27 protein-coding genes are annotated in these 25,330 nt (G+C 60.2%); 15 read left to right on the top strand and 12 right to left on the bottom strand.

The window, feature by feature from the left end; genetic code table 11:
• The first annotated feature begins 134 nt into the window (after positions 1–134).
• Positions 135–788 (top strand): hypothetical protein, encoded by a 654-nt coding sequence (locus tag BJ928_RS15665; RefSeq protein WP_047630414.1) that lies wholly within the window; start codon positions 135–137, stop codon positions 786–788.
• A 244-nt stretch (positions 789–1,032) separates the two neighbouring features.
• On the opposite strand, the gene BJ928_RS15655 is transcribed toward BJ928_RS15665, so the two are convergent.
• Positions 1,033–1,431: a DUF1236 domain-containing protein gene (locus tag BJ928_RS15655; RefSeq protein WP_047630413.1), complete on the bottom strand. Its 399-nt coding sequence runs from the start codon at positions 1,429–1,431 to the stop codon at positions 1,033–1,035.
• A gap of 903 nt (positions 1,432–2,334) precedes the next feature.
• On the opposite strand from BJ928_RS15655, the gene BJ928_RS38825 reads away from it, so the two are divergent.
• Entirely contained in the window at positions 2,335–2,478 is a 144-nt protein-coding gene (locus BJ928_RS38825; RefSeq protein WP_156151435.1) for a hypothetical protein, read from the top strand.
• A 32-nt stretch (positions 2,479–2,510) separates the two neighbouring features.
• Here BJ928_RS38825 and BJ928_RS15645 read toward each other — a convergent pair whose 3' ends face one another.
• Positions 2,511–2,696, bottom strand: coding sequence for a hypothetical protein (locus BJ928_RS15645; RefSeq protein ID WP_147413912.1), 186 nt, complete (start codon positions 2,694–2,696; stop codon positions 2,511–2,513).
• Between the two features lie 343 nt (positions 2,697–3,039).
• Between BJ928_RS15645 and BJ928_RS15640 the strand changes: the two genes are divergently transcribed.
• The 5 genes from BJ928_RS15640 to BJ928_RS15620 are packed head-to-tail and all read left to right on the top strand — an operon-like array spanning position 3,040 to position 8,081.
• Complete coding sequence (locus BJ928_RS15640; protein ID WP_047630410.1) at positions 3,040–4,626, top strand: ABC transporter substrate-binding protein; 1,587 nt, start codon at positions 3,040–3,042, stop codon at positions 4,624–4,626.
• Positions 4,627–5,709, top strand: coding sequence for an ABC transporter permease (locus tag BJ928_RS15635; RefSeq protein ID WP_047630409.1), 1,083 nt, complete (start codon positions 4,627–4,629; stop codon positions 5,707–5,709).
• Positions 5,706–6,563, top strand: coding sequence for an ABC transporter permease (locus BJ928_RS15630; RefSeq protein WP_052227570.1), 858 nt, complete (start codon positions 5,706–5,708; stop codon positions 6,561–6,563). The genes BJ928_RS15635 and BJ928_RS15630 overlap by 4 nt, the downstream gene beginning before the upstream one ends.
• Positions 6,556–7,380, top strand: coding sequence for an ABC transporter ATP-binding protein (locus BJ928_RS15625; RefSeq protein WP_047630408.1), 825 nt, complete (start codon positions 6,556–6,558; stop codon positions 7,378–7,380). The genes BJ928_RS15630 and BJ928_RS15625 overlap by 8 nt, the downstream gene beginning before the upstream one ends.
• Positions 7,377–8,081, top strand: coding sequence for an ABC transporter ATP-binding protein (locus BJ928_RS15620; protein ID WP_047630407.1), 705 nt, complete (start codon positions 7,377–7,379; stop codon positions 8,079–8,081). Before BJ928_RS15625 ends, BJ928_RS15620 begins: the two co-directional genes overlap by 4 nt.
• 64 nt (positions 8,082–8,145) lie before the next feature.
• Here the strand turns inward: BJ928_RS15620 and BJ928_RS15615 are convergent, their stop codons facing one another.
• The 8 genes from BJ928_RS15615 to BJ928_RS15580 form a co-directional block, all read right to left on the bottom strand.
• Positions 8,146–8,511, bottom strand: a complete 366-nt coding sequence (locus BJ928_RS15615; protein WP_047630406.1) for a chemotaxis protein CheW — start codon at positions 8,509–8,511, stop codon at positions 8,146–8,148.
• A gap of 248 nt (positions 8,512–8,759) precedes the next feature.
• Entirely contained in the window at positions 8,760–9,581 is an 822-nt protein-coding gene (locus tag BJ928_RS15610; RefSeq protein WP_047630405.1) for a sterol desaturase family protein, read from the bottom strand.
• A gap of 158 nt (positions 9,582–9,739) precedes the next feature.
• Positions 9,740–10,942: an FtsX-like permease family protein gene (locus BJ928_RS15605; RefSeq protein WP_047630404.1), complete on the bottom strand. Its 1,203-nt coding sequence runs from the start codon at positions 10,940–10,942 to the stop codon at positions 9,740–9,742.
• A 5-nt stretch (positions 10,943–10,947) separates the two neighbouring features.
• The gene (locus BJ928_RS15600) at positions 10,948–12,090 is read right to left on the bottom strand and encodes an ABC transporter permease (protein ID WP_047630403.1); all 1,143 of its coding nucleotides are present in this window, start codon (positions 12,088–12,090) and stop codon (positions 10,948–10,950) included.
• Positions 12,090–12,785, bottom strand: coding sequence for an ABC transporter ATP-binding protein (locus tag BJ928_RS15595; RefSeq protein ID WP_047630402.1), 696 nt, complete (start codon positions 12,783–12,785; stop codon positions 12,090–12,092). Before BJ928_RS15595 ends, BJ928_RS15600 begins: the two co-directional genes overlap by 1 nt.
• Positions 12,782–13,909, bottom strand: coding sequence for an efflux RND transporter periplasmic adaptor subunit (locus BJ928_RS15590; RefSeq protein ID WP_047630523.1), 1,128 nt, complete (start codon positions 13,907–13,909; stop codon positions 12,782–12,784). The genes BJ928_RS15595 and BJ928_RS15590 overlap by 4 nt, the downstream gene beginning before the upstream one ends.
• A gap of 71 nt (positions 13,910–13,980) precedes the next feature.
• Positions 13,981–15,024: an AraC family transcriptional regulator gene (locus BJ928_RS15585; RefSeq protein WP_047630401.1), complete on the bottom strand. Its 1,044-nt coding sequence runs from the start codon at positions 15,022–15,024 to the stop codon at positions 13,981–13,983.
• 145 nt (positions 15,025–15,169) lie between these two features.
• Positions 15,170–16,156, bottom strand: a complete 987-nt coding sequence (locus BJ928_RS15580) for a D-2-hydroxyacid dehydrogenase family protein (RefSeq protein ID WP_047630400.1) — start codon at positions 16,154–16,156, stop codon at positions 15,170–15,172.
• A gap of 280 nt (positions 16,157–16,436) precedes the next feature.
• Between BJ928_RS15580 and BJ928_RS15575 the strand changes: the two genes are divergently transcribed.
• The 4 genes from BJ928_RS15575 to BJ928_RS15555 all read left to right on the top strand — a co-directional run bounded on the left by BJ928_RS15575 (position 16,437) and on the right by BJ928_RS15555 (position 19,668).
• Positions 16,437–16,733, top strand: coding sequence for a hypothetical protein (locus BJ928_RS15575; RefSeq protein ID WP_156151434.1), 297 nt, complete (start codon positions 16,437–16,439; stop codon positions 16,731–16,733).
• Positions 16,734–17,427: 694 nt separating this feature from the next.
• A complete protein-coding gene (locus tag BJ928_RS15565) occupies positions 17,428–18,198 on the top strand; it encodes a hydratase (RefSeq protein WP_047630398.1) in 771 nt (256 codons plus the stop codon).
• 186 nt (positions 18,199–18,384) lie between these two features.
• On the top strand, positions 18,385–18,624 hold the full coding sequence (locus BJ928_RS15560) for a hypothetical protein (protein WP_047630397.1): 240 nt from the start codon (positions 18,385–18,387) through the stop codon (positions 18,622–18,624).
• A gap of 147 nt (positions 18,625–18,771) precedes the next feature.
• A complete protein-coding gene (locus BJ928_RS15555) occupies positions 18,772–19,668 on the top strand; it encodes a glyoxalase (RefSeq protein WP_047630396.1) in 897 nt (298 codons plus the stop codon).
• 35 nt (positions 19,669–19,703) lie between these two features.
• On the opposite strand, the gene BJ928_RS15550 is transcribed toward BJ928_RS15555, so the two are convergent.
• A complete protein-coding gene (locus tag BJ928_RS15550) occupies positions 19,704–20,429 on the bottom strand; it encodes an SDR family oxidoreductase (protein WP_047630395.1) in 726 nt (241 codons plus the stop codon).
• Positions 20,430–20,841: 412 nt separating this feature from the next.
• Between BJ928_RS15550 and BJ928_RS15545 the strand changes: the two genes are divergently transcribed.
• Together BJ928_RS15545 and BJ928_RS15540 are read left to right on the top strand one after the other, a co-directional pair.
• A complete protein-coding gene (locus BJ928_RS15545; RefSeq protein WP_047630394.1) occupies positions 20,842–21,567 on the top strand; it encodes an SDR family oxidoreductase in 726 nt (241 codons plus the stop codon).
• Positions 21,568–21,578: 11 nt separating this feature from the next.
• Positions 21,579–22,292 (top strand): SDR family oxidoreductase, encoded by a 714-nt coding sequence (locus BJ928_RS15540; RefSeq protein ID WP_047630393.1) that lies wholly within the window; start codon positions 21,579–21,581, stop codon positions 22,290–22,292.
• 103 nt (positions 22,293–22,395) lie between these two features.
• Here the strand turns inward: BJ928_RS15540 and BJ928_RS15535 are convergent, their stop codons facing one another.
• Complete coding sequence (locus tag BJ928_RS15535; protein ID WP_052227569.1) at positions 22,396–23,328, bottom strand: LysR substrate-binding domain-containing protein; 933 nt, start codon at positions 23,326–23,328, stop codon at positions 22,396–22,398.
• Positions 23,329–23,553: 225 nt separating this feature from the next.
• Here BJ928_RS15535 and BJ928_RS15530 point away from each other — a divergent pair, with 225 nt between their 5' ends.
• Both BJ928_RS15530 and BJ928_RS15525 read left to right on the top strand, forming a co-directional pair.
• Positions 23,554–24,195, top strand: a complete 642-nt coding sequence (locus tag BJ928_RS15530) for a glutathione S-transferase family protein (RefSeq protein ID WP_047630392.1) — start codon at positions 23,554–23,556, stop codon at positions 24,193–24,195.
• Positions 24,196–24,270: 75 nt separating this feature from the next.
• A complete protein-coding gene (locus BJ928_RS15525) occupies positions 24,271–25,257 on the top strand; it encodes an agmatinase (protein ID WP_183079413.1) in 987 nt (328 codons plus the stop codon).
• Positions 25,258–25,330: the final 73 nt, after the last annotated feature.

Here is a 25,330-nt window from a genome sequence, read left to right as displayed (position 1 = left end):
AGACTATGGTCCTAATACCCAAGGCATAGGTCCGACCGGTGTAGAAACACAGGATTTGAGCAATATTGTAAGTGCGCAATGATTTGCTGGATACGGCCGTCGCAGGCGACGGATGTCTTGTGAAAGAGGGGTGCATGAAAATCCGTTCCGTTATTGGCGCCGCAGGCATCGGCCTGGTGCTGACAGTTATTCCCATGGGAGGAGCTGCCGTCGGCTTCACGCAGACGGCATTTGCCAAGGGTGGAAACGGTGGCGGTAACGGCAATGGCGGCGGTCATGGTGAGGCAAACTCCGGTCATGAAAAGTCGGAGAGCAACGATGCAGCTGCCACATCCGTAAACGCGACGACGACGCAAGTTGCGGCATCGACCTTGCTGGCAACGCGTCATGACAAACGCTCCGAAGCACATGGCAAGAGCTCGAAGACGCAAGCCGCAAGGCTCGATGAAGGTCGGCTCGCCTCGCTGAGGAGAAACTACCATGCCTATTTGAACTCGAAAGATCCCAAGATCGCGGCGCTTTCGGCCTATGTGAAGGCATATGCAGAGTTCGAAATGCAGTACGGGACGGCGGCTGTTCCGACGGACCCGGCCCTCAGTGACGATGCTTTGCGTTCGGCGCTGGCGCAACTGTCGAACAAACCGGTGACGGACCAGACGCTTGCGGAGGCAAAGAGCATTCTCGGCGTTGGAACCAAAAGCGGAAAAATCGAGGAAGTCCGTGATGCGCTGGAGAGGAGATCAAAAATCTCAGCCCCGTCACAGACCGTTACGGCGATTGTCAACTGAAGACGCTGCGTTTTTCAATGAATTGGAGTGAGCGTGGCGGTCACGGGTGACTTTAGTGGTGAGGTTTAAACGCTCATCGTTCACAAGTTTGGCGTCAGCGAACGCCATACCCTAGCCGGTCCGCCCGCCGGCTCTATCGCCGGGTCGAGCCTTCCGCCCCAGACGCTGTTCGACCCGGCGATAGGCAAACAACAATTGTGAGCGGTGGGAGGGCTGGAGAGCGGCTTTCCGCTCTCCAGGACAGTTAGTTCAGAATCTGGACAACCTTGCGCGACGAAGGTTCGACAATCACGCGCTCGTGGTTGACGATTGCATAGGCATATCGCGGATTCTCCGGAACGGCTTGAACAACGATCGTGTCCGGCAATGACCGGCCGACGACCACGCGCTCCTGGACAACCGTACCATCATCAGGCAGAGGCTGTTCGCGGACATAGGTTACCACCTTCTGCGGCGGCGGATCGATGGCAGTACCGACGATGGCGCCGGCCACGCCGCCCACGGCGGCTCCGACCGGACCGCCAACGACGGCCCCCGTGACTGCGCCACCTGCAGCGCCGGTGACGGTCGACGATTGGGCAAAAGCACATCCGGCGGTGAGGCCGAGCGCGAGTGCTGCAACACTAAGTACTTTCGTTTTCATCAGAATCTCCTTTCACCTTCTATTGATCCGTCAATGACGGAGCTGTCGGTAAAACAGAGCTTCCTCCCTATCTGTTCCTTTCCTTGGACTTCAGTCGGGTGAGTTGGGGCGAGGGTCGCACAGCTATTCGGACCAAAGTCCGATGTGTGCGGGCTCTGATCGGAAATACCGGAGATCACCCCGTTCAGTAGCCATTTCGCAGCGGAGATATGAGGGCATCGCTGCCTATTTCGTCGAGGAAAAACTGCTGGTGCATCCGTCGCAACGGGTTGCCGTTGCACTGCCAGTCAATACTCGCGCTCGTTGCTGTATCAACTAAGTGCAAGCTCAGATGGATACGAGATACCATCCGCTGGAGGCTTCCGATTCGCTGCGGGTGGGCAGCGTCAGCCCATTAATGTTCGGAATGATTCGAAGAGGCTACCGCTACGTTCCGCTCGACGATGCCTGCGCTGGGCAGGTATGAGCATATAATCCCGACCAGGAGGATCACAGAGACAAGACCAATTATCGTTTCCCATGATTGCCGACGAAACGGCAATGGCCAGCGCGATTGGGACACCTTCGGATCATACAGCATTCGTCAGCTCCATATCCAAGAGAGAGCCATCAGTGGAGTGGCCGTTCCGGTTGAGATCAAGACCGTAATCGCCTTCTTGCTGTGGTGCGCGTTCATCTATCAAGTGTACGTCCGTCGAATCCCGATTGTCTAGTACCTTGATCGACAATATCTGGTAACGGGGCGGCAGGCGATCGCTCGTTTACCAATCTAAGGGGATTTCGGAGAAAATATTTCTATAAAATGCTGCATCCGCAGCGACGCAAGAGGCTAGGCGCAGTAATTATAGGCGCTCCTGAAATATCATTTCAGGAGCAGACTTCGCCGGCCAATGAATGTGCTGGATGTCAATAGACTGCAATGGCCGCGATGATGGGGAGCGGCTGCATGGCTATGGGCCGGATGGTGATCAAGGGATGTCGGGCAAGATCCCGGCCACGTTTCCCGGCGTTTCGCTAGCGATCAGGGAAAACTATGCGCTTGTCTAATCGAGGGAAACTTCATTCCGCGTCATGTTTGACTAAAGCGAAAGAGTGGATGCCGCCGGCTGCGTGGAATGCTCATGCAGTTTGGCAGAGGCTGCTTCCGGCTGGATCAGCCATGCAGCGAAGGCTGCAAGAGCGGCACAAACGGCAACGGTCAGAAGCGCCTTTCGAGCATATTGCCGCCGTTCAACTTTCAAGCTTTCATCATGTTCCATCATCATCTCCTTCGCCAGAGCCGCGTCTGACGAATGGAAGGCTGATCTATCCTGGGTGTCGGCCTTCCTTACGGATCGCTAAGCTGTCTGATGTGACTATACCCGCTCCACATGAATGGAATCCGAACGAATTGGTCGATGAAGACCGAATAAACGGCCGAGTGCGACGATCGGCGCCAATGCCGGAATATGACGAGGAAATTTTTTCGCGAAAAAGACGAAAAGCTGGTTCGATTTTGCCTGCATGCTCCGAGAGAGCTTGCTAAATGCTTGCCGGTAGTTGGACCCGAATGGGCACGGCGAATAGATAGAATGCTATAAAGCAAAAATATTTAAGGGAGTTCACCCCATGTCAATTATTGCTTCCCGTACGAAGCTGCTCGGAACGGCCCTTGGCCTGGCGCTCCTGTTGGGCACATCGGCTGCGCAGGCAGAAACGCCGCCGAACGTGCTCGTTGTTGCCCAGTCGATCGACGATGCCGTCAGCTTCGATCCGGCCGAAGGCTTCGAGCTGACGACGGTCCAGTCCTTCAACAATCTCTATCAGCGCCTAGTCCAGTCGAACCGCGAAGACGGCACCAAGATCGAGCCGGCGCTTGCCGCGTCCTGGGCGGCCGGCGGCGATGGCCGCAGCCTGACCTTCGAACTTGCCGATGCCAAGTTTTCCTCCGGCAATCCGGTTCGCCCCGAAGACGTGATCTTTTCGCTGACCCGCGCCGTCAAGCTGAACAAGTCGCCTGCGTTCATTCTCAACGAACTGGGCTGGAAGGCTGACAATGTCGATGCCGCCATTACCAAGGTGGACGACAAGCATGTGAAGCTGACCTGGCCCGCCGATGTCGGCTCGGGTTTCGCCCTGTCCCTGCTGACGGCGCCGATCGCCTCGATCGTCGATGAAAGGACGGTCGGGCCACAGACAAAGGATGGCGATTTCGGCAATGCCTGGCTGAAGACGAATTCTGCCGGCAGCGGCTCCTACACGATCGCGACCTACACGCCGCACGAGGCGCTGGTGCTGCAGGCGAACGCCAACTCCACCGACAAGCCGAAGCTCGACAGTGTCATCATCCGCAACGTCCCGGATGTCGGCGCGCGCCGTCTGCTGGTCGAGCAGGGGGATGCGGACATCGCTCGCGGCCTTTCCGCCGACCAGATCGAGGCGCTTAAGACCAAGAGCGGCGTCAAGGTTCTTTCTGTGCCGTCAGCGCGCACCGACTATATTCTCCTCAACACCAAGGCAAATCCGACGCTCGGCAATCCCGCCTTCTGGGAAGCTGCTCGCTACCTCGTCGATTACGACGGCATCGCCAAGAACCTGCTTCGCGGCCAGAGCACGGTGCATCAGGCGTTTCTGCCCGTCGGCTTCCCCGGCGCATTGACGGATACGCCGTTTAAGCTCGATGTCGAGAAGGCGAAGAAGGTCCTGGCCGATGCCGGCATCAAGACGCCCTTCAAGGTCGAATTCATCGTCTTCAACGACCAGCCGTTCCTGTCGATCGCGCAGTCGCTGCAGTCGACCTTCGCGCAGGCCGGCATCACGCTCGATATCCAGCCGGGTGTCGCGAGCGACATCTATGCCCGTGGCCGTTCCGGCAAGTTCGAGATGACGCTGCGTTACTGGATTCCGGATTATTTCGATCCGCACTCCAATGCCAGCGCCTTTGCCATCAACAAGGACAATTCGACCAACACGGCTGCGAAATATGCTGGCTGGGTAATCCCCGAATTGACGGACGAGACGCTTTCCGCCGTCAAGGAGCAGGATGCCGCCAAGCGTGTCGCGTTCTACCAGGATCTGCAGAAGAAGATCCAGGCAAGCTCTCCCTTCATCTTTATGCTTCAAGGCAACGATCAGGTCGTGCTAGGCGACAAGGTGAAGAACTATGTTCAAGGCCTGAACGCAGACCAGGTCTATTACGACAGGGTGGAAAAGTAAGTGCCGCAAGCGGCAACCCAATCCGATGCCGACATGACCAACTCCCGCCAGATGAAAACCTGGCGGGAGTTGTCTTTCGTACGGTCTTTCCTTTCATGGGCCTGGTCCTTCGTGCTGACGCTCTTCGGCCTTGCGCTGGTGACGTTTGCGCTGACGCGGCTGTCGCCGATCGATCCGGCTTTGCAGATGGTCGGCGACCATGCCAGCCAGTCGACCTATGACCAGGCACGAGCCGAACTGGGGCTCGATCAACCGCTGCCGATACAATTTATCCGCTACATCGAGACCGCCGCATCAGGAAATTTTGGTCAATCGACCTCGACCGGCCAACCGGTCGCCAGGGACATTGCTCGGACCTTTCCGGCGACGATCGAGCTTGCGACAGCGGCGATCATCCTGGGTGCCGTCATCGGCGTGGCGCTCGGCATAGTCGCGGCCATGCGGCAGGGAACCTGGATTGACGCCCTGGCGCGGATAATCTCGCTCTTTGGCTATTCCGTGCCGATCTTCTGGCTCGGACTGCTGATGCTGCTTTTCTTCTACGCTCGGCTGCACTGGGCTCCAGGGCCGGGCCGCGCCGATGTCGTCTTCCAATATACGGTGAAGCCTGTGACCGGTTTTGCGCTGATCGATACATGGCTCTCCGGAAAACCGGGCGCTTTTCGCGACGCGCTGGCGCATCTGGCGCTGCCGGCAACATTGCTCGCCTTTCACGCGCTTGCCGCAATTTCGCGGCTCACACGAGCGGCGATCCTGACGGAGCTCGGTCAGGAATATGTGACGACTGCACGTGCCAAGGGGGCGGGTCTTTTCCGTATCGTCTTTAAGCATGTCATGCCGAATATCTCCGGGACGCTTCTGATCGTAATTGCTCTTTCCTATGCCAGCCTGCTGGAAGGCGCTGTGCTGACCGAAACCGTGTTCGCCTGGCCCGGCATCGGCCGCTATCTGACGACGGCAATGTTTGCCGGCGACATGCCGGCGATCCTCGGCGCGACCCTCGTCGTCGGCGCGTCCTTCGTTCTCCTGAATGCGCTGACCGATCTCGGTGTTGCGCGGCTTGAGGCAGGGAGGAAGCGGTGAGTACGATTGTCCAGCATCCGCTCGACGGGCCGTCGTTCCTGCGACGTCTCCTGCGTTCTCCCTCTGCAGCCGCCGGCGGCATCATTGTCCTCTTCATTCTTGCCGTGGCGCTGCTCGCGCCGTGGATCGCGCCCTATGATCCCAATCTGCAGGAGACAGCCAATCGGCTGATGCCGCCGAGTGCGGCTCACTGGCTCGGTACCGACGGGTTTGGGCGCGATCTTCTGTCCCGCATGATCTACGGCGCCCGCCCGACCCTGCTGTTGTTGCTGTTCGTTGTTCTCCTCATGGCGCCGCTCGGTATCGTCGTCGGCATTCTCGCCGGTTTCTTCGGCGGCATCGTCGAGCGCATCCTGATGCGCATTACCGACGTGGTCATGTCCTTTCCGCGGCTTTTGCTTGCCTTCGCCTTCGTCGCGATCATGGGGCCGGGACTGGTCAATGGTGCGCTGGCGCTGTCTCTCACGAGCTGGCCTGCCTATGCGCGGCAGGCGCGCGTGGAAACAGCAGCGCTTCGCCGGAGCGACTATCTGGCCGCCGCCGAAATGGTCGGCATCAGGGGTATCCGGCTGCTTTACGGGCATGTGCTCCCCCTGGTATTGCCATCGGCAATCATAAGGCTGGCTCTCGATCTCTCCGGCATCATCCTGGCGGCCGCAGGGCTTGGCTTCCTCGGCCTTGGCGTTCGTCCGCCGACCGCCGAATGGGGGGCGATGGTTTCGGAAGGCACACAGGTCATCTTCGACCAATGGTGGGTGGCGGCCGTGCCCGGTCTTGCCATTCTCGTCACCTCGCTTGCCTTCAACCTCCTGGCGGACGGCTTGCGCGATATACTGGACCCGCGTCATGGCTGAACCGTTGCTTTCCGTTCAGGATCTATCGGTTTCCTTTCCCACCGATGCTGGCATAGTGCCCGTCGTCGACGGCATCGGGTTTTCGGTCGGTCGCGAGATTGTCGCGCTCGTCGGTGAATCCGGCTTCGGAAAATCGATGACGGGACGAGCGATCATGGGGCTGCTGCCGCGCCACGCCGAGGTTCGAGCCACGCGGCTGTCTTTCGAGGGACAGGATCTGCTCTCCTTGGCGCCTTCCGGCTGGAATGCTCTGCGTGGCAAGGGGATCGGCCTCGTCCTTCAGGACCCGAAATATTCGCTCAATCCCGCGCATAAGGTCGGACGGCAGGTCGAGGAGACCTTGGTGCTCCACACGCGTCTTTCGGCGGCGGAGCGGCGCGAGCGGGCGCTCGACATGCTTCATACGGTCGGCCTTCCCGATCCGAAGCGGATCTATTCGAGCTATCCGGCAGCATTGTCTGGTGGCATGGGGCAGCGCGTGATGATCGCGGCGATGCTGATCAACCGGCCGAAGCTGCTGATTGCCGACGAGCCGACCTCCGCGCTCGACCGTGAGCTTCAGAACCAGATTTTGACGTTGTTGCGCTCGCTGACCGAGGAGTTCGGCATGGGCCTGCTGCTGATCAGCCACGATCTGCAGCAGGTGTCGCAATTTGCCGATCGCGTGATCGTCATGCGCGGCGGCCGGATCGACGAAGAGCTGGCGTCTGCCGATCTTGCTAACGCCCAATCCGCCTATACGCGCGCGTTGTGGGCGGCGCGGCCGTCGGCTGAAACCTATGGCACCCGACTGCCTGTCTATGGAGCCGGAGCATGAACGCGCTCTCGATATCCGATCTTTCCATCACCTTTTCCGGTGCGAGGAAGGCGTTTACGGCCGTGCGTGGTGTCAGCTTCGATGTGGCGCGCGGCGAAACCTTTGGTCTCATCGGGCCATCCGGTTGCGGCAAGACGACGGTTCTGCGTGCCATCGCCGGGCTGAATATCCATTGGCAAGGAGCGATCTCCGTCTTCAACGATCCGCTGCAGCCGGGCAAGAAGATTTCAGGCCCCTTGCGCGACAATATTCAGATGGTGTTCCAGGACCCCTATTCCTCTCTGCATCCGCGTCACACGATCGCGCGGATTCTCGGCGAGCCCCTGGCGTTGCGAGGTGCCGGGGATATCGCGGCACAGGTGCGGACAGCTCTCGATCAGGTCGGCCTGCCTGCGGCGGCGAGCCAGCGCTATCCGCATCAGCTGTCCGGCGGCCAGCGCCAGCGTGTGGCGATCGCGCGGGCGCTGCTGTTGCGCCCGAACCTGTTGCTGCTCGACGAACCGACCTCGGCGCTCGATGTCTCGGTTCAGGCAGGAATTCTCAATCTCCTCAACGATCTGAAGGCGGCGCACGGGATGACCTTCGTGCTCGTCAGCCATGATCCGGGCGTCGTCGGCCATATGTGCGATCGCGCCGCCATCATGGGAGGCGGCGTCATCACGCAGATATTGGATCGCGCTGGCCTATCCAAGGCCGGCTAGATGGATCGCTCGGGCGCCGTGGGCGGTTGATCGGCTACTTTCCATTGGCGTCGGAAGAGCGACGTTAGGCAGCCACGCGCTCGCGGCCAAAAATGTCGAGTTGCGAGAGGCGGATGGCCTCGCTCGCGGCCGACGTGCTGCCGATGAATTCATCGATCAGAAATGCGACGTAGCCGCCGGCCATCTTGACGATTGCGATCTCACAGCTCGTCGAGGGCTTGTCGCCCATTCTTACCGCCAGATCATAAACCGGCACCAGTTCACCCCGGTATGACGTATGGCCCAGCGTGCGGCGCTTGTCATCGCTGTTGCTGAGCGGGCGCCAGTTGTCCGCCCTCGCGACGATCGTCCCGTCGATGAATGTGCATAGCGTGTCATGCACGCGGACTGCCATCGCCGCGCGGCGGCGAAGAAAAGCTGACAGAGGCATTGAGCACTTCGTCCCCTTCGAGGGGCTCCCTGTTCAAAAGTGCAGCCGTCTGGAGGCTGAAACCGGGTGAGGGTGCCTTGGCACTGTCATAGTGCCGCCGAACGTCGGTTCGGCCAGACACACCCATAGTAGAGTTGTGGTCTTGATGACCGCTTTTAGGTTTAGCTAAAATTCTAACGAAGCCCCGCTTTTATTTGGTCCCGGGACGGAGACTATGAATGCAGCCGACAGCTGGAATGATCGGCCCTCTAGCCAGGCTTGCCGCGCCGGAAAGGCCGAACGAGAAATTCGGTCAAATTCCGGGGTTCGCGAATATTCGGCAGACCGACATCGGGCCACTCCTTCGCCCCCGGATAATAGGCGGTTCCGAAGAGAATGTCCCAGATCGCCGAGCCACTGCCGAAGTTCTTGTTGAAGTGCCGTCGCTCGATCGAATGGTGAATGCGGTGAAAACGATTGTCGGGAAAGATATACCTTACCCAGCCCAGGTTGAGGCGCGTCGAGCTATGCTCGAAATAGCCTTGCCAGCGAACGAAGAACACCCAGATCCAGGGAACATAATCTTGCTTGAAATCGAAGAGCAGCGAGACAGGAATGATCAGGAAGGGAATCCTGAAGATCTCTTCGCTGAAATGGTGGTTGCTGTTGAAGGCGCTCATTTCCTCGAGCGAATGATGCTCGGCATGGAAGCGCCAGAAGAACCTGCTGCTATGCTGCAGTCTGTGAAACCAATAGTAGAAGAACTCGCTGACCTGCAAAACGAGAAAGGAAGCAGCGATGGCACCCAGCGCGTGCAGTGGCCAGGCATTCGAGAACCTCGTGAGGAACGTCAGGTCGATCTCGAACAGCGGTTTGATGCCGATACCGGCCCAAAGCCAGTAGAAGAGCGTCAGGCTTGCCTTGGTTATCAGGATGTTCGCCACGCAGAAGATAGCGCCGCGAAGCTTCGATATGTAGCTATACCGAGACTTCGGAAAGAAGATCTCTGCGGCGAGCAACAGCGCTGCGACGGGAAAGATGCGATCGGTATACTCCTCCATCAATCTCAGCAGTTGAAGCAAATTTTCCATTGTCAATTTGCTATCCACGGGATGACGGAGGGGGCGATATCCCTCCTTTATCCGAGGATGGCTGGCGCTTCAACTTGATGATTAAAAACTGGTTAAAGGCATGAGCAGCTGGAGTGCAGGCGACAGTTTGGAGACGGTCGCAGTGCCGGGTCGTCAGCCTATCCACGGGCTCTCAGTGCAGCAATCAACGGCAGCCGGCTAGCGGCCAAGGCGGGAAGCGCGCCGCCGACAAGCCCGATTGCAAGGCCGAGCAGGCCACCGGTCAGCATGGCATCGAAGCTCAGAGTAAGCTGAAAGGCCATGCTGGTATCATTGGCCCCGATGGTGCTGGCTTGCCATCCGTCGAAGACGAGCCGCGACGCCAATACGCCGATGCCGGTGCCGGCTGCAGCCAACAAGCTTGCTTCGAGCCAGGTTGCCAGAAAGGCGGACAGGCGGCTGAAGCCCAGTGCCCGCAAGGTCGCGATCTCGACCGTTCTGTCCGAAATCGAACTCATCATCGTATTGAGCGCGCCGGCGGTTGCTCCGATCGCCATCAGCAAGGCGATCGGCCATCCGAACAGGCGGATGAGATCGGAGGTGCGTCCGGCCTGTGCCGCATAGAGCGTGGCCTCGGATACGGCGGTCAGCGGTATCCCGGTCATCGTCGCCAGCTTCGCGTTCAACGTGGCAAGGGAAGGTTGCTCGATGAGCCGCAACCGCAGGCTTTGCACCTCTCCCTGTCGGTCGAAGGCGGCACGCACCGCGTCGATGTCGCTCCAGATTTCGGACTCGAACGCGCTGCCATTGGCGGCGAAATGTCCGACGACCGTCCAGTCGACAGCGCCCAACCGCACCTTGGCGCCGATACCGAAGCCGGGATAGTCGCGGACAATGCTCGCGCCGACGACGATTTCTCTGGCGCCGGGCGCAAACAGCCTTCCCTCGAAGAGGGTAATGCCGTCCCGGATCGAGAGGCCGCTTGCGTCCATGCCGCGCAGGGCCAAAGTCCTGGAAGTCTTGTCCCCTGTGCCGAAGACATCGACCGGGACCACCAGCTCGCGGGATGCGACAAGGTCTCCTGACACATTGCGAAGCGCACCGATATTGTCAGCGCTTGCCTTGAGGCTGCGGATCGCATCGGCGGGGACATCCGAGCCGGTTTCCCGGTTCGTGCCACCTCCGAGGATGACGGCGACCAGCGGCGAACCGGTCCCGCTCAAGGCCTTCTCGAAACCGTCCGCCATGGCAAGGAAACCTGTAAGCACCATGACGACGAGCGATACCGAGAGTGCCATCGAGACCGAAATAGCCTTGCGCCGCTTTATACTGCCGAGCGTGGTTCTGGTTGCGACGATGATCTGCCTGATTTGGATGGACATGTCGGTCACCTCGTTCGGAAAGCTGTCATAATGGGAGTTCGCATGGCATTCAGCGCCGGCAGGATGCCTGTCGCAAGACCAAGGGCAAGTACAATGGCCGTTGCGTGGATCAGCACGGTCGGTGAGAAGACGAGCCCGAGCGACGGGCCGGCAAGTATCGTTCCTGCCTTCGCCAAGGACAGGCCGACGGTTCCGCCAATCGTGAAGATTAGCAACGTCTCGCCGAGGACGAGGGTCATGATCGTCATGCGCGAGAGGCCGAGCGTTTTCAGCACGGCGATTTCAAAGGTCCGCTCGCGCACGGCAAAGACCATGGTGTTGACGACGATCATCAGCAATGTGACGAAGGCAGCGCCCGTGACCAGATCGACGATGAGGCCGATATCGGCATATTGGCGCAGGAAGGCTTCGAGAAACTGCTTTTCTGATTGCGTGCGGGTCGGCGCTGCGGAGTTGGCGAACAGTGCGTCGATGTGGGCTGCCAAGACTCCCGGTGAAACGCCTTCACGCGGCCGGACGATGAATACATCGACTGTATCTCTGTCCCTTGCGCGCGCCGCATTGACGTAATCGTAGCGTGCTATGGCGAAGTAGGTGTCCGTGCTTGCGTTTTCGCCGTCGAAGATTCCGGCGACCTCGAAGCGCCAGTCGCGGCTGCCGTCCTGCTTTGCCATCTGGAAGGCGGTGACGGCGATGTGCTGGCCGACGGACCAGCCTTGCGCCTCGGCCAGCGCCCGTCCGACCAGCACCCGATCACGACCCTGATTAATGGCGGCAAGCAGATCGGCGGTAAGGCCGAGCTCCTGGCCACTCGTTTCCATAAGCGCTGCCGGATCGCCGGCGCTGATGGGGACGACATTCTTTTCGACATTCATGAAGCCGCGTAGGCGCGCCATGTAGCCGACCGCCGCGATATTGGGATCGGCCTCCAGGCGAGCACGGTAGGCCATCGGCAATGCCTGTCCGCGGCCGCCCGCACTCATGACGCCGAGAATACTGTCGCTGGCGGCCGACGCGCCCTGCGAACCTGCAAGGAAACTGGCCGTCAGCCCATAGATCAGAAAGGCGACGGCGATACAGACGATAAGGAGAACCGCGCGCAGCGGCTTTCGCCAGGCATTCTTTCGGGCTAGGTCGAGGAAGGTCATCAGGCTGCCTTCTCCGCTTCGATGAACTGGCCCTTGTCGAGATAAAGCGTCCTGCGGGCCGAGCCTGCTGCCCGTGGATCGTGGGTCACCATGACGATGGTCTTTCCCAGTTCGCGGTTGAGGAAGGTGAGCATCTGCAGCACATCGTCGGCGGATGCCCTGTCGAGATCGCCGGTCGGCTCGTCGCAAAGCAGCAGGCTGGGATCGGAGACGATGGCACGAGCGATGCCGATGCGTTGCTGCTGTCCACCGGACATGGACGAGGGATATTGCCTTTCCCTGCCGGCAAGCCCGACGAGATCGAGAACCTTGTCGACCCGTTCACGTCGCTCCTTCTTGCTGAGCGGCTTCAGGAGAAGTGGCAGCTCGACATTCTCGGCCGCGGTCAGCATCGGCAGAAGATTGTAGAATTGGAAGACGATGCCGACATTGTGAGCTCGCCATGAGGCAAGCGCCGCCTCACCCATCCAGTCCAGGCGATGATCGCCAATGGTGAGACTGCCGGCATCCGGCCGGTCGATGCCGGCCAGCATGTTGAGGAGCGTCGATTTCCCCGATCCTGACGGCCCCATGATTGCGACGAAGTCGCCTTGTGGAATGGTGAGATCCAGATCCGAGAAGATGGAGATGGCCTCACTGCCGATACGGTAGGCCTTTCTCACCTCTTTGAGTTCGATATGGGCGGCATGGGTCATGGCGTGCTGTCTCCGTTCTGGCTGATCATGTCGGCAAGGGGGATACGGATGCGTGCGGCCATGTTTGGTCGAATGCCTTCGGGCGGATCGATGAGGGCAAGGCGGACCGTGATCGTGCCTTTTTCGATCGAGGCTATGGGCGCGAGCCGCACCACTTCGACGGCAAAGGCGCGGTTTGGAAATCCGTCCAGTACGGCCTCGCCTCGCAAGCCCGGTCTGAGGGATGCGATGTTGGTTTCCGCCACGTCGGCGTCGATCACCAGGTTGGCTGTATCGGTTATGACAAGCAGGCTCTGGTTTTCGCGCACGCTGTCGGCACGGGCGAGGACCGTGTCGCCGACATGGGCGTTGATCTGCGTCACCGTGCCGGCGAAGGGCGCGCGGATCGTCAGTTCCGCCAGGGGCTCTTCGGCAGAGCGAATGCCGAGTTCGGCCGTCGCAAGATCCTGCCGGGCCTGCGAGACGGCATTGGATGCGCGGGCAAAGGCCGTTCTCGATTCTTCCAGCTGCTGCCTAGAGGCAGCGTCGCGGCTCGCGAGGCTTTCAAGGCGATCCAGCGAGGCTCGCGCCTGCTTGAGATCAATGTCGCGAGCTGTAAGCGCAAGCTCGGCTGCTGCTCTCGCCGCCTTGGCCTGTTCCAGGGCGATGTGGGTGACGGCGTCGTCGAGCGTCACCAGAACCTCACCCGCGGCGACGCGATCGCCCAATTCGACCGTGACGCCGGTGATTCTGGCCTCGTATTTGGAGAAGACCGTCGTGGTTCGTGGCGCAACGACCGTGCCGGAACCGGTTATCTCACCGGCCGCCATTGACTGCCTGCGGGGCGCGTTTTTCCTGGCGTCCTGCGCGTTGGTACCTTCACCCGACTGTGAGGCTTCCATCGTGCGCGGTTCATTCCGCGAGGCAGGCATCGTGCGAGCAGCCGTTTCCCACGGCTGAAGTATGCTTGGCCGATAAATAACGGCGGTCAAGGCGGCCGCGGTGGCGAGCATCGTCAAGATGATGGGAAGGAGTGGCTGCCGCGCCGATTTGCGCGGCGGGGCCTGTGTTTCGTGCTGTCGCTCAAGCGAGAGGGAGGTGAGCGTTGCGGCAAGTCTGTGGTCGTGATCGGTGATGGTGCTCATGTCTGGGAGCATTGCCATCCGGCCGGCACGGGGAGACCTCAAACATGTTCCGGATCGTGCTTTATCGCGATTCAGTCAGCCGTCGACCTGCCTGCGGGCCTTGAGAGCCTGCGCGACCTGTCGCGCCATTCGAGCGGCGTCGTATCCGTGATACGCCGGAATTCGCGATTGAAGTTCGATTTGGTCTGAAAGCCGACATCGAACATGATTTCGGTTACCGGCTTTTCCGTTTCCGCCAGCAGCGTACAGGCTTCCGCGATCCGGTACTCGTTGACATATTGCGAGACGTTTTTGCCGGTTGCTCGGTTGATGGCGGCGGAAATCTGCCGGGCGGGAATAGCAAGCTTGCGCGCGAGCCGATCGAGATTGAGATCGACATCGCGATAGGCATGCTTGTCCTTCATCAGTGCTTGCACGGCAGCAAGCGTCTGTGCGTCCTGAAGGGTGTCCAATGGCTGGACGGCATCCACCTTGTCGGCCGGCGCATGGCTGCGGCTCGCCGCAGCGGCGGCGGTGGCGAGGATGGCCAGGGCTGCGAGGTTCCCGAAGGTAATGATTTTCAACGCATATTGAACGCCGGCCCAGGCAAAGGCGAACCAGATGAAAGTATCCATCGCCGCCGACAGAAGAAGTGCGCCGGCGGCAAAGAGGATGGCCCGATAGGTCGTGTCGGCATTTTCGAACGGCGCGAGACGAAGCGCGTCCGTGCCGGACCGCATGAGACGCAGAATTGCCGCGGCATAGCCGATATCGATGAGGATGATGGCGAGATCGATCGCGTCGCGCCGCACCGCGACCAGCACGATAATGAGCCCGGCCGGGAGCGCATGCAGGCAGATCTGCCGGATCGGAGAAAGCGAACTTTTGCGCACCAGCCTGGAAACGCCGAGATAGGCAAGCGGCGGGGCCATCGCAGCCGCGACCGGCATGACGTACATGATAGGCTGAATGGCATAGCCCCATCGCAACCCCGACATCGCGGACTGCAATGCGCTGAGAAGGATCAGCGCCTGAAAAGGAAGATTGGGCGGTGCCTCATCGTCGCGGGTCCTGACGGTCGCAAACAGAACGACAAGTAAAATGGTGACGACGAACGGAAATGGAATGAAGAGCATAGATCGGGTCGTGAGGGATTGGCGGCGATATCTCCAGCCGATCATGCCTAAAGATTACCGGCACGGCGACCTTAATCGTGTTTCAGGTCGTCGAAATGCTGGGTGGCGGCGCCGGCCGGTGTCGTCAGCCTCGGCTGCATGGGGGTTAAGGCTTGGTCGTATTCGGCAATACGCCCGGATTGACGACGTTGATCGGAAGTCCCGCGGCAAACGACGTGATCTGGTCGAAGATATCGCTGAACTGAAGATCGTATTCTTCTCGCGTGACATAGCCGATATGCGGTGTGCAGACGACATTCGGCATATCGAGCAGCGGGTGCTTGCCATCCGGAAGCGGCTCGATCTCGTAGACATCGACAGCCGCATAGCCCGGCCTTCCCGAGCGCAGGGCCGCCTCAAGCGCGCCAGGCTCGATCAGCCCCGCCCGGCTGGTGTTGATGAGCGTCGCGGACGGCTTCATCAAGGCGAGATCGGCGGCGGTGACGATATTGCGCGTCGCCGGCACGAGGCGCATGTGCAGCGTCAGGAAATCGCTTTCACGGAAAAGCGTTTCCTTGTCGGGCGCGGTTGCATAGCCATCGGCAGCCGCTTGCGCCCGCGAGGTTTCGCGTGACCAGACCAGCACGTTCATGCCGAATGCCGTCGCATAGCCGGCCATGGCCCTGCTGATGCGGCCGTAGCCGTAGATGCCGAGCGTTTTGCCACGCAGCGTCGTTCCGACCCCGATTTGCCAGCCGCCTCTCTGCATCGATGCCATTTGCTGCGGAATGGCGCGTGCAGAGGCGAGCATGAGGGCAAAGGTCAGCTCCGCTGCGGCATAGGAAGGCGTGTCTGCATGCTGATTGGACGAGACTACGATGCCGTGCTCGGTACAGGCATCGACATCGATATGCGGATAGACGCTGCGTTGGCTGATCAGCTTCAATTTGGGCAGGCGTTCGATCAGGGGGCGGCGGATTGCGGTCCGCTCGCGGAAGAGGACGAGGGCTTCGGTTTCGCTCAGCCGCTCTGCAAGGGCGGCCGTGTCATGCAGATGGTCGGTGTGGATCGTAACATCATGGCCGTCCAGCTTGGCAAAGCAGGGGAGGCCGCGCAGCGTATCGTGCCAATCGTCCAGAATAGTAACGCGCATTGCTCGACACCGCCAATTTATGATTCGATTACTCCCACCATCCTATCCGCTTCGCTTGCTTGCGCCAAACGCCATGACCTCCCTTTCTCGACGCTGCGCGCCTGCTGAGCAGACGGGCGAGGCGGCCTAGATCCGTTCGAAGATGGACGCAGACGATCGGTCGAACCATCGGTAGCCTTCTGCGCCAGCTGTAGACAGCAGACTGGGGGATCGGTCTGTCCGTCAATTCGGTTGGGCGAGGACGCGGCGAAAATCGGTTGTGGTATCGAGAGTGACGCTGATGTGCAGGCTGTGTGACTTCTCAATAGCAGCGTCGCCCTTCGCCATGCACGGTGACGGGGTTGCCTTGCGGCGCGACGTCGATTGCCTGATCTCGATGGAGGCGTTTCCCGATGCGTTGCAGCAACTGGCGCGCAGTTTCATAGCGGTTCACGAAGCCTCGCCGATACTGGCGGCATTGCTTGCCACGCAGCAGCGCTGGTTGCTCTATCAGGCGGCTCTCGCCCATCATTTCTGGTCGGTTCACACCGGCGAACCCGAGCTGACACGGCTCGTCCTCGCCTACATCGCTCTTTAAACTGTCGGCGGCCGAAGTGGTCGGCGGCATCGGCTGGAGCGGACACAGGGGTCGTTCGCCGCTATGGATCTCGCTTGGGTTCTATCAGGAATATGCCATGGCTCAGGCGCACAAGCTGCTCATCGTCGATCATGTTTCATCAAGGGTTCGCGCGGTGCAGGACGCCGGCCCCGGTGCCGTTTCATAGGCGAAAGCCGTGCAAAAGACCTGGTGCGCTATCAACAGCCTTTGGGTCTCCGGGCCGTTCAATTTTTGCCACTTTCAAAAATGGACGCAGACAGGTTGTCCGATTTTTCTTAGCGTCAACCTTTATCGGGTTCGAGAGCGAATGCGCGATCCCTTGAGCGCGCGGCCTCTTGCATGGGGGTGAAAACCGACAGCGGCCACGTGTCAAGGGGGACGACGATCGGCTCGGCGTGGCGGCGCCGGGCGATCTGTCCGGCGACTGATTTCATGACGCCCGAACGCTTAATAGCTGCGCCGCTACGATCCGTGCCAGGATCTCTCCCTCATGCGCCGCTTTGCCGCCCACCGGACCCCACCTTTCGGGTCACGCGGCAGCAGCCCCGTCCGTCCCGTCGAAAAAGCGATCACTATAAGATTTTAATTTCTTCGAGCATTGCGCCGAATGGAATGGTTATGCGTGTCGGGCCATCTTCGCTTGATAGCCAGCGGGCGAAATTGGAGCGCGACGATGTATTTCGAATTGAAGGATACCACAGCCGAACTTCTGGCGAAGTGTCGCCGGCGGGAAGAGCTGTGTGATCTACCGCTCGATCTGATCGCCTCGGAGCGTGAGGCATATGACATCCAGGCAACGGCGCAGGACGCGCTCGGCTTCGAACGCAAGGGCTATGCGGTTGTGGGCACGAGCGAGGCGTCGCGTCATATGCTAGGTCTCCGGGAGCCGATCTATTCCGAGATCCCCGCCATTGCCCTGCAAAAAAGGGCTCAGAATTTCCGCCTGCCGCCTGGAACCATCGGTGCGCAATGCGAGCTGGTCTTCACCATGCTGAGGTCGTTTCCGGACGAGGGTGAGCAGATCACGCTTCACAGCGTGGCCGATGCCGTGATGAGTTGCCGCCCGGCAATCGGCATCGTCGGGCGCAGGATACGGCAAGCGCCTGCCAGCGCGAATGCGGCGATTGCGGATTTCGGTCTGCACGTCGCGACGCTGTGCGGTGAGCATGCCGGAGATATCGAGGCCGATGATCTCGCCGGGATCGATGTGACGGCATTTCTCTTCCGGCAGACCGTGCTTTCCGGCAATTCATCGTCGGTCATGGGCAATCCGTTGAATGCGGTTGCTTGGCTCGCCGCGGCACTCGCCGCAAACGGCCGGCAGCTGGAGCCTAACGATGTCGTTGCGACGGGCTCCTGCACCACGATTCTTCAGGTTTGCGCCGGCCAGCATCTGGCTGCGGATTTCGGGCCGCTCGGCCAGGTCGAATGCATATTCAATTGAAAAAAATCAAAAGTTGAAAGGACCGATAATGCGGCCGCAGCGAAAGCCATTCGTGGTCGAGATCAAGAAGAGCAGACGACCCCGCTCGAAATCTTCTCCCGCGCAAGCGGGCCGCGAGGCCCCGAGCGCACGGAAAGGTATCGAGGCGAGCGTCGGGCTGACCTTGCAGCGCGAGGACCGCGGCTGATGGTGAGCAGAAACATTCCGCAGGAATATTTCGTCCTGTCGGCGACACGCGAAGAAGGTCCCGTGATCGGCTATGTCAACGACAGGCCGATTGCGAGTGCAGTGGTCGATGGAAACGGTAGCCGCTACCGTTTCGTCGGCCTCGCCCGCCGGGACCGCGAAGGCAGGCTCGATGTCCTGTCGCTCAGACACGGGGAGTGGATTGTCGCGCCGAACCTGATCTACGAGGAGGCCGCCTAGTGCGGAGCCAGTAGAAGCGATCGGTGAGGCCCGGACGCTTCGAGAGGGTAAATCTTTTCCGAATATCTTGGTCTCCTAGGTGACTTCCGTCTGGCGGTCGGGCCTGTTCTCGATCAGGATGTGCCGAGAACAATGGAGGCTCGGTATATGCGATCTTGCAACGCTTACACGATCGGACTGCTCATCGCCCTTGGCCTGGCGCCTGCCGGCACGGCATTTGCCCGCGCCGCCCAGCCGCAGGTCGGCGTCGGGGCGCAATACGATACCTCGCACGTCTATATCGATCCGGACAAGGTCGACGCCTTCGCCGCCAGTTTCCTGGGTACGTTCGGCGGGACCAGCACGAAGCAGGTGGTCGCCACCGTCACGCCGACGCCGAGCAGTACAACGTCGCAGCTGCTGCAGACGCCGGTCGGAACCGTGTCGCTCTTCGGCTTCAAGACGCCGATCCCCTATCCGTTCGGCGCCGAGCGTACTGGCTATCTGGTCACCGATATGGATCAAGCGGTTGCCGCGGCCAGATCAGCAGGCGCCGCTGTCGTCGTCGACGTCTTTCCGGATCCGATCGGCCGTGATGCGGTCATTCAATGGCCGGGTGGCGTCAACATGCAGCTCTATTGGCACACGACCAAGCCGAACTATGCTCCTTTGGAGGCCGTTCCGGAGAACCGCATCTATGTTTCGCCTGACGTCGCGGACAAGTTCGTCAAGGCCTTTATCGCCTTCTCCAAGGGCAAGGTGGTCTCGGACGACAGGAAGGCCTCGGGCGTCGAGATCGGCCGTCCGAACGACACATTTCGCCGTATTCGCGTCGAGTCCGTCTATGGCAACATGACGGTACTCGTTACGGACGGACATCTGCCTTTCCCTTATGGCCATGAAACGACGGGCTATGAGGTTCCGGACCTTAAGGCGACGCTCGACAAGGCCAAGGCCAATGGCGCGACCGTTTTCGCCGACCCCTACACCTCCGACAAGCGTCAGGCGGCGATGGTCGAATTTCCAGGCGGTTATGTCGCTGAAATCCATACGGCAGCGAAATAGGCGAGATCGCGCTCCTCTATCGGCGCGGCGTGATCTCAGGCAATCATATAGCCACCGTCGACCGGCATGGAGATGCCGTTCACCATGGCGGCGGCGTCGGAGAGCAGGAACAGGATGACCTCGGCAACCTCCGTCGGCTCTACAAACCGGCCGACGGGGATACGTTCGCGCATCGGGCCGGCCTTTTCGGGGTCGCTCCAGGCCTTGACCGCCATCGGCGTCATCGTCACCGCCGGATTTACGCTGTTGACGCGAATGCCCTTCGGGGCCAGTTCCCTGGCCATGACGCGCGTCAGGCCGTCGAGGCCTCCTTTCGAGGCGCAATAGGCTGCGTGATCCGGTACGCCGATAAAGGCGGCAATGGAGGAGACGTTGACAATTGCGCCGGGAAGACCCCTGTCGATCAAGGTCCGTGCAAATTCCTGGGCCACGATCATCGGAGCGCGCGTGTTGACCGCGTGCAGGCGATCGAAGGCTTCGACCGTCGTGTCGAGAAACGACTGCAGTTCGGTGGTGCCTGCACAGTTGACGAGATAATCCGCCGGAAGCGCGGCAATTGCAGCCTCTCGCGTCTTGTCGGCGTCGGCGAGATCGACCTGAATGGCTTGGCAACCCAACTCACCACGCAGGGAAGCGACGTCGTCGGCGCTTCTGGTCAATGCCACGACTTGTGCGCCGCGTCTTATGAGCAGTTCCGTCGTCGCCCGGCCTATGCCCTTGCCTGCGCCGGTGACGATCACCCTCTTGCCTTCGAAACTCATCGGAACTTCCTCTCGCCGTCTCCTGCCTGTCTCTCGATCGAAGTTACCAATGCAGCGAGAGTCAACACGAAAATGCGATGACCTGTCGGAAACGAACCGGATTTCGTCAAAGGGGGGAAGCGATCGACGGGGATATAAACTACCTAGTTCCGGTGGTGTCCTCCCTCAGGATTTGCAGCGGGCGTGTCAAAGGTCCGCATGGGCAAGCCACGGGGAATCGTGCTTGAACTCAACGCGAATGTTGAAATCGTCTTCGAAAGGAGGCCGGGGTTCTAGCCGGCCATTCGAGGCAGCATATATGTTTCGCAGCCGCTTCTTTTCGCTGGAAGACGACGAGCCTTCGCAGTCTTGCGGACTATCAAGCGGCGTGTGGCGCTGGGAAACAATCGCTAGCTAACTGAAGGAGGAGCAGATGGACGAATTGAAGGGAAAGGTAGCCGCGGTGACGGGCGCCGCGTCGGGGATCGGGCTGGCGTCGACGGAAGCGATGATCGCGGCGGGAGCGACGGTCGTTCTTGTCGACCGGGATGAGAGAGCGTTGCGATCGGTGTGCGAACGCCTTGGCGACCGGGCCATTCCGCTTGCCGTCGACCTGCTGAATGCGGAGCAATGCGCTTCGCTCTTGGACGGCATTCTCGCCAAGGTCGATCACCTCGACATCCTCCATGCAAACGCCGGCACCTATATCGGCGGCGACCTCGTGGAGGCCAATCTCGACGCCATAGACCGGATGCTCAATCTCAACGTCAATGTCGTCATCAAGAATGTCAGAACGGTCGCTCCGCATATGATCGAACGTGGGACCGGCGACATCATTGTCACAAGCTCGGTCGCCGGGCATTCTCCGGTTCCCTGGGAGCCCGTTTATTCGCCTTCGAAATGGGCGATGACCTGCTTCGTCCAGACCATGCGGCGTCAGCTCCTGAAGAGCGGTATCCGCGTCGGTTCGGTTTCTCCAGGCCCGGTCATCAGCGCCTTGCTGGCGGATTGGCCCGAGGAAAACCTGCGCAAGGCCAAGGAAGCCGGTGCCCTGATCGAGCCCAAGGAGGTCGCCGATGCCATTATGTTCATGCTGACGCGTCCCCGCAACGTGACGATCCGCGACGTCGTCGTTCTGCCAAGTGCTTTCGACATCTAAGGAGCATGTTGATGAGCTATCAGGAAAAATTCCGGCTCCACGGCGAGCGCGCCGTGGTTACCGGCGGCGGTCGCGCCATCGGCCTTTGCTGCGTAGAGGCGCTGGCGGAAGCGGGTGCCGCGATCGTCGTTATCGAGCGTGGCGAGGCCGATGCGCAGGAGGCACTTGCCCTGCGAAACAGGGGGTACGAGATCGAATTGCGGATCGGGGATGTCACCGACTCCGCACGCATGGAAGCGATCGCGACCGAGCTTGCCGATGACGGTCGCCCCGCGACGATCCTGGTGAACAATGCCGGGATCGGCCAGAGCGGCATTCCCTCGCAGGATGTCACCGATGCCGATTGGCTGCGAATGATGGATGTCAACATCAATGGCGTGTTCTGGTGCTCGCGTGCTTTCGGCCGTCATATGGTTGCCGCGAGGCGTGGAGCCATCGTCAATCTCGGCTCGATGTCCGGTATCATCTGCAATCGGCCGCAGCCGCAGACGCCATACAACGTGTCCAAGGCGGCCGTCCATCATCTCACGCGGTCGATGGCGGCCGAATGGGCTGAGTATGGTGTCCGGGTGAATGCCGTCGCCCCGACCTATATCGAGACGCCGATGGGGCGTATGGGGACGCCCGAGGAGGTCGCGAGCGCAGTTCTCTTTCTCGCATCAGGTGCTGCGAGCCTGATGACCGGCACTATCGTGAACGTGGATGGCGGCTTTACCTGCTGGTAGATCCATCTCGTTGCGGGACGTCGCAAAACGGCCCGCTCCCCATTGCTGTCTTTCGGCGCGGCGGCTTGAATGGCTCGTTTCCAGCACTTCGGCGGCCGTCGGTTCAGCCCATGTCTTTCGTATTGTTGGACGGCAATGAAACGCCCAGATCCAGAGTCGCGATGATGCTTCGCAAGTGCGACGCCAGGATCTTGAATTCTTCGTCGCGCGGATCGCTGCGGCGCCATGCCAATGCGATCCTTCGAACGAAGCCGGCCGCGGGCTGAGGGCTATAGGCGACCGCGTCCTTGTCGGCGATCGCAAGCGCCGGAACGAGAGTGCATCCTTCGCCGGCCGCGACCATGTATTTCAACGTCTCGAGGCTGGTTCCATGCCGGTTGCTCCGATCGACCACCGAACAGGCGGCAAGAGCCTGCTCGCGCAGACAATGTCCTTCTTCCAGGAGCAAGCGCTCCTCCGGCCTTAGCCCGTCCCAGTTGGGGCCGCCCTTGCTCATCGCCGCGTGCCCATGCGGACAGGCCAGGAAGAAGGGTTCGTCGAAGATGGCAGCGGTCGAGAGCGACAGGTCCGGTTGCGGCAGTGATAACAGGACTGCGTCGAGGTCGCCTTCACTCAATTTAGCGGCAAGATCGTCCGTCAGGCCCTCGCCGAGCACCATCGTCAATTCGGGGTAGTCGGTGCGCAGGTGCGGCAATATCCGGGGGAAGAGATAAGGACCGAGCGTCGATATCGCGGCAAGGCGCAATGAGCCTCCAAACGGAAGCGCCGTATTTCTGGCGACCATGAAAAGCTGACGTGCCTCCTGCAATACCTTGCGCGCCTGATCGACGAATTGCCGGCCTTCGGGCGTAATCAACACGCGACGGGTCGTGCGCTCGAAAATCATAAGCCCCATCCAGGTTTCCAGCTTGCGGACCTGCGCCGACAGTGAGGGCTGGGCAACGCGGCATTGTTCGGCGGCGCGGACAAAGCTCAAATGGTCGGCGATCGCCACCACATATTCCAGATCTCGCAGAGACAGTCCGCTGAGGTTCATCAGAGTCTACCTTGGTGATAGCTATTGTCTATTTATATCGTTAGTTAATTGTCTTCCATCTATCAATATGTCGCGGATACTCCGGCAAGCAAGGTCATTCGGCAAGGCGCTGGAAACGGCCTGGATTGACGGGTCTTTGGCCGAAATAGACGGATATCCTTCATTGCGGACAAATTGGTGGAAATCTATTCTTGACTGGTAGAAACGCAGCCAAGGAAACATAAAATGTATCAGCTTCACTATTTCCCAGCGAATGCCAATGCAGCACCGCATATGGTTCTTGAGGAAATTGGCGCGAACTACGAAATTGTTATCGTAGATCGCGCAAAGAACGCTCAAAAGTCTTCGGAATACATGAAGATCAACCCGAATGGCCGTATCCCTACCTTGGTTGATGGCAATCTCGTCCTGTTCGAGGCCGCCGCTATTGTCCTGTATCTCGTAGACAAGCATCCGCAGGCAGGCCTTGCTCCGGCCGTCGGCACGGCAGAGCGCGCCAAGTTCTACCAGTGGCTCACGTTCCTGACGAACTCGCTTCAGGAAGAGCTGATGATCTGGCAGTACCCGGATCGTCTGGCTGGAGACGACAAGGCCGCCGTCGAAGTCGTCAAGCGCGGCGCCGAAGCGCGCGCCAGCAATTATCTCGATGTCATCGAGCAGCATCTGAAGACAAACGGCCCGCTTTTCCTCGGAGACAAGCTGAGCGCGGCCGACTTCTATCTCGTCATGCTTTCGCGCTGGGCTCGGCCGATGACGAAGCCGCCGCGCAGCCGGCCGGCGATCGCCAAGTTGCTCGACAAGGTGACGGCCCTTCCCTCCGTCCGCCGCGCCTATGAGGGCGAAGGCATCACCGACGGCATCTGCTGAACGCCATCAACGCCTGCCTGCCGGGCGCCTATCCGCGCGCCCGGTTCGCGACGCGATCCAAGAAAGGATTTTGCCATGACAACCGAGTTCCACAGCCGCAACATGCCCGAGCGCATGGACCTTCCCTTCGTCGGTCTTGCGACCTTCGCAACGCAGCCCGCCTGCACCGATTGGGACAAGCTCGATGGTGCCGACGTCGCCGTGCTGGGCGTGCCGATCGACACCGCTTCCAGCTATCGCGTCGGCACCCGTTTCGGCCCGCGGGCCATTCGCGAGATGTCGATGTTCCATGGCTTCGGCCCGGAGGGCGTCTTCGATTTCGAAGACGAAGTGACATATCTGACGGCGGAAGAGGTCAAGATCGTCGATGCCGGCGATAGCGATGTCATCTATGCCGACACGAAGCGCAGTCTCGCCAATGCCGAGCTTGCCGTGCGCGCTTTGCTCGACGCCAAGACCATGCCCTATATTCTCGGCGGCGACCATGCGATCACCATGGCGACGATTGCGGCCTATTCGAACGAGAAGCCGATCCATATCGTCCATCTCGATGCCCATTTCGACTTCATCGACGGCCGCAACGGCATCACCTGGGGCCATGGCAGTCCGATGCGTCGTGCTTCGGAGATGGCGCATGTGAAGGGCATCACCACGCTCGGCCCGCACAATATGGCCTCGGTCAGCAGGAAGGATTACGAGGCAGCCAAAGCCTATGGCACCAATGTCGTGTCGCTGCGCAGGTTCAGGACCATCGGCGCGGCTGCAGCTCTCGCCCATATTCCGGACGGCGAGCGCGTCTATGTCTCGATCGACATCGACAGCTTCGATCCGTCGATCGCGCCGGGCACGGCAACCATCAGCCATGGCGGCTTCACCTATTATGAGGCCAAGGACCTGTTGCGCGAGGTTGCCCGCCGCTTCGAAGTGGTCGGCGTCGATTTCGTCGAAGTCTCGCCGCCCTATGATCCCTCAGGCATCACCTCGCTTCTGGCGGCTCGCACCAGCCTCGATTTCATCGGCTCGATCTTTCACGAGCGCGCCAGGCGTCATGGATCACGCTGAAGACCGATTGAGAGCCAAAGCCTCTTAATCATATAGTATCCTTGTCATTCATCTATATAAGCATGGATGACAA

The sequence above is a fragment of the Rhizobium sp. WW_1 genome (genome assembly GCF_003610155.1).
Taxonomy (GTDB): domain Bacteria; phylum Pseudomonadota; class Alphaproteobacteria; order Rhizobiales; family Rhizobiaceae; genus Rhizobium; species Rhizobium tropici_A.
The sequence above is the reverse complement of the archived record's forward strand: the minus strand, read 5'-3'. Positions and strand labels throughout refer to the sequence as shown.

Coding starts and splice junctions, on each gene's coding strand:
- BJ928_RS15665 (WP_047630414.1), top strand. CDS start 135: ATGAAAATCCGTTCCGTTATTGGCGCCGCAGGCATCGGCCTGGTGCTG.
- BJ928_RS15655 (WP_047630413.1), bottom strand. CDS start 1,431: ATGAAAACGAAAGTACTTAGTGTTGCAGCACTCGCGCTCGGCCTCACC.
- BJ928_RS38825 (WP_156151435.1), top strand. CDS start 2,335: ATGTCAATAGACTGCAATGGCCGCGATGATGGGGAGCGGCTGCATGGC.
- BJ928_RS15645 (WP_147413912.1), bottom strand. CDS start 2,696: ATGATGATGGAACATGATGAAAGCTTGAAAGTTGAACGGCGGCAATAT.
- BJ928_RS15640 (WP_047630410.1), top strand. CDS start 3,040: ATGTCAATTATTGCTTCCCGTACGAAGCTGCTCGGAACGGCCCTTGGC.
- BJ928_RS15625 (WP_047630408.1), top strand. CDS start 6,556: ATGGCTGAACCGTTGCTTTCCGTTCAGGATCTATCGGTTTCCTTTCCC.
- BJ928_RS15620 (WP_047630407.1), top strand. CDS start 7,377: ATGAACGCGCTCTCGATATCCGATCTTTCCATCACCTTTTCCGGTGCG.
- BJ928_RS15615 (WP_047630406.1), bottom strand. CDS start 8,511: ATGCCTCTGTCAGCTTTTCTTCGCCGCCGCGCGGCGATGGCAGTCCGC.
- BJ928_RS15610 (WP_047630405.1), bottom strand. CDS start 9,581: ATGGAAAATTTGCTTCAACTGCTGAGATTGATGGAGGAGTATACCGAT.
- BJ928_RS15605 (WP_047630404.1), bottom strand. CDS start 10,942: ATGTCCATCCAAATCAGGCAGATCATCGTCGCAACCAGAACCACGCTC.
- BJ928_RS15600 (WP_047630403.1), bottom strand. CDS start 12,090: ATGACCTTCCTCGACCTAGCCCGAAAGAATGCCTGGCGAAAGCCGCTG.
- BJ928_RS15595 (WP_047630402.1), bottom strand. CDS start 12,785: ATGACCCATGCCGCCCATATCGAACTCAAAGAGGTGAGAAAGGCCTAC.
- BJ928_RS15590 (WP_047630523.1), bottom strand. CDS start 13,909: ATGAGCACCATCACCGATCACGACCACAGACTTGCCGCAACGCTCACC.
- BJ928_RS15585 (WP_047630401.1), bottom strand. CDS start 15,024: ATGCTCTTCATTCCATTTCCGTTCGTCGTCACCATTTTACTTGTCGTT.
- BJ928_RS15580 (WP_047630400.1), bottom strand. CDS start 16,156: ATGCGCGTTACTATTCTGGACGATTGGCACGATACGCTGCGCGGCCTC.
- BJ928_RS15575 (WP_156151434.1), top strand. CDS start 16,437: ATGTGCAGGCTGTGTGACTTCTCAATAGCAGCGTCGCCCTTCGCCATG.
- BJ928_RS15565 (WP_047630398.1), top strand. CDS start 17,428: ATGTATTTCGAATTGAAGGATACCACAGCCGAACTTCTGGCGAAGTGT.
- BJ928_RS15560 (WP_047630397.1), top strand. CDS start 18,385: ATGGTGAGCAGAAACATTCCGCAGGAATATTTCGTCCTGTCGGCGACA.
- BJ928_RS15555 (WP_047630396.1), top strand. CDS start 18,772: ATGCGATCTTGCAACGCTTACACGATCGGACTGCTCATCGCCCTTGGC.
- BJ928_RS15550 (WP_047630395.1), bottom strand. CDS start 20,429: ATGAGTTTCGAAGGCAAGAGGGTGATCGTCACCGGCGCAGGCAAGGGC.
- BJ928_RS15545 (WP_047630394.1), top strand. CDS start 20,842: ATGGACGAATTGAAGGGAAAGGTAGCCGCGGTGACGGGCGCCGCGTCG.
- BJ928_RS15540 (WP_047630393.1), top strand. CDS start 21,579: ATGAGCTATCAGGAAAAATTCCGGCTCCACGGCGAGCGCGCCGTGGTT.
- BJ928_RS15535 (WP_052227569.1), bottom strand. CDS start 23,328: ATGAACCTCAGCGGACTGTCTCTGCGAGATCTGGAATATGTGGTGGCG.
- BJ928_RS15530 (WP_047630392.1), top strand. CDS start 23,554: ATGTATCAGCTTCACTATTTCCCAGCGAATGCCAATGCAGCACCGCAT.
- BJ928_RS15525 (WP_183079413.1), top strand. CDS start 24,271: ATGACAACCGAGTTCCACAGCCGCAACATGCCCGAGCGCATGGACCTT.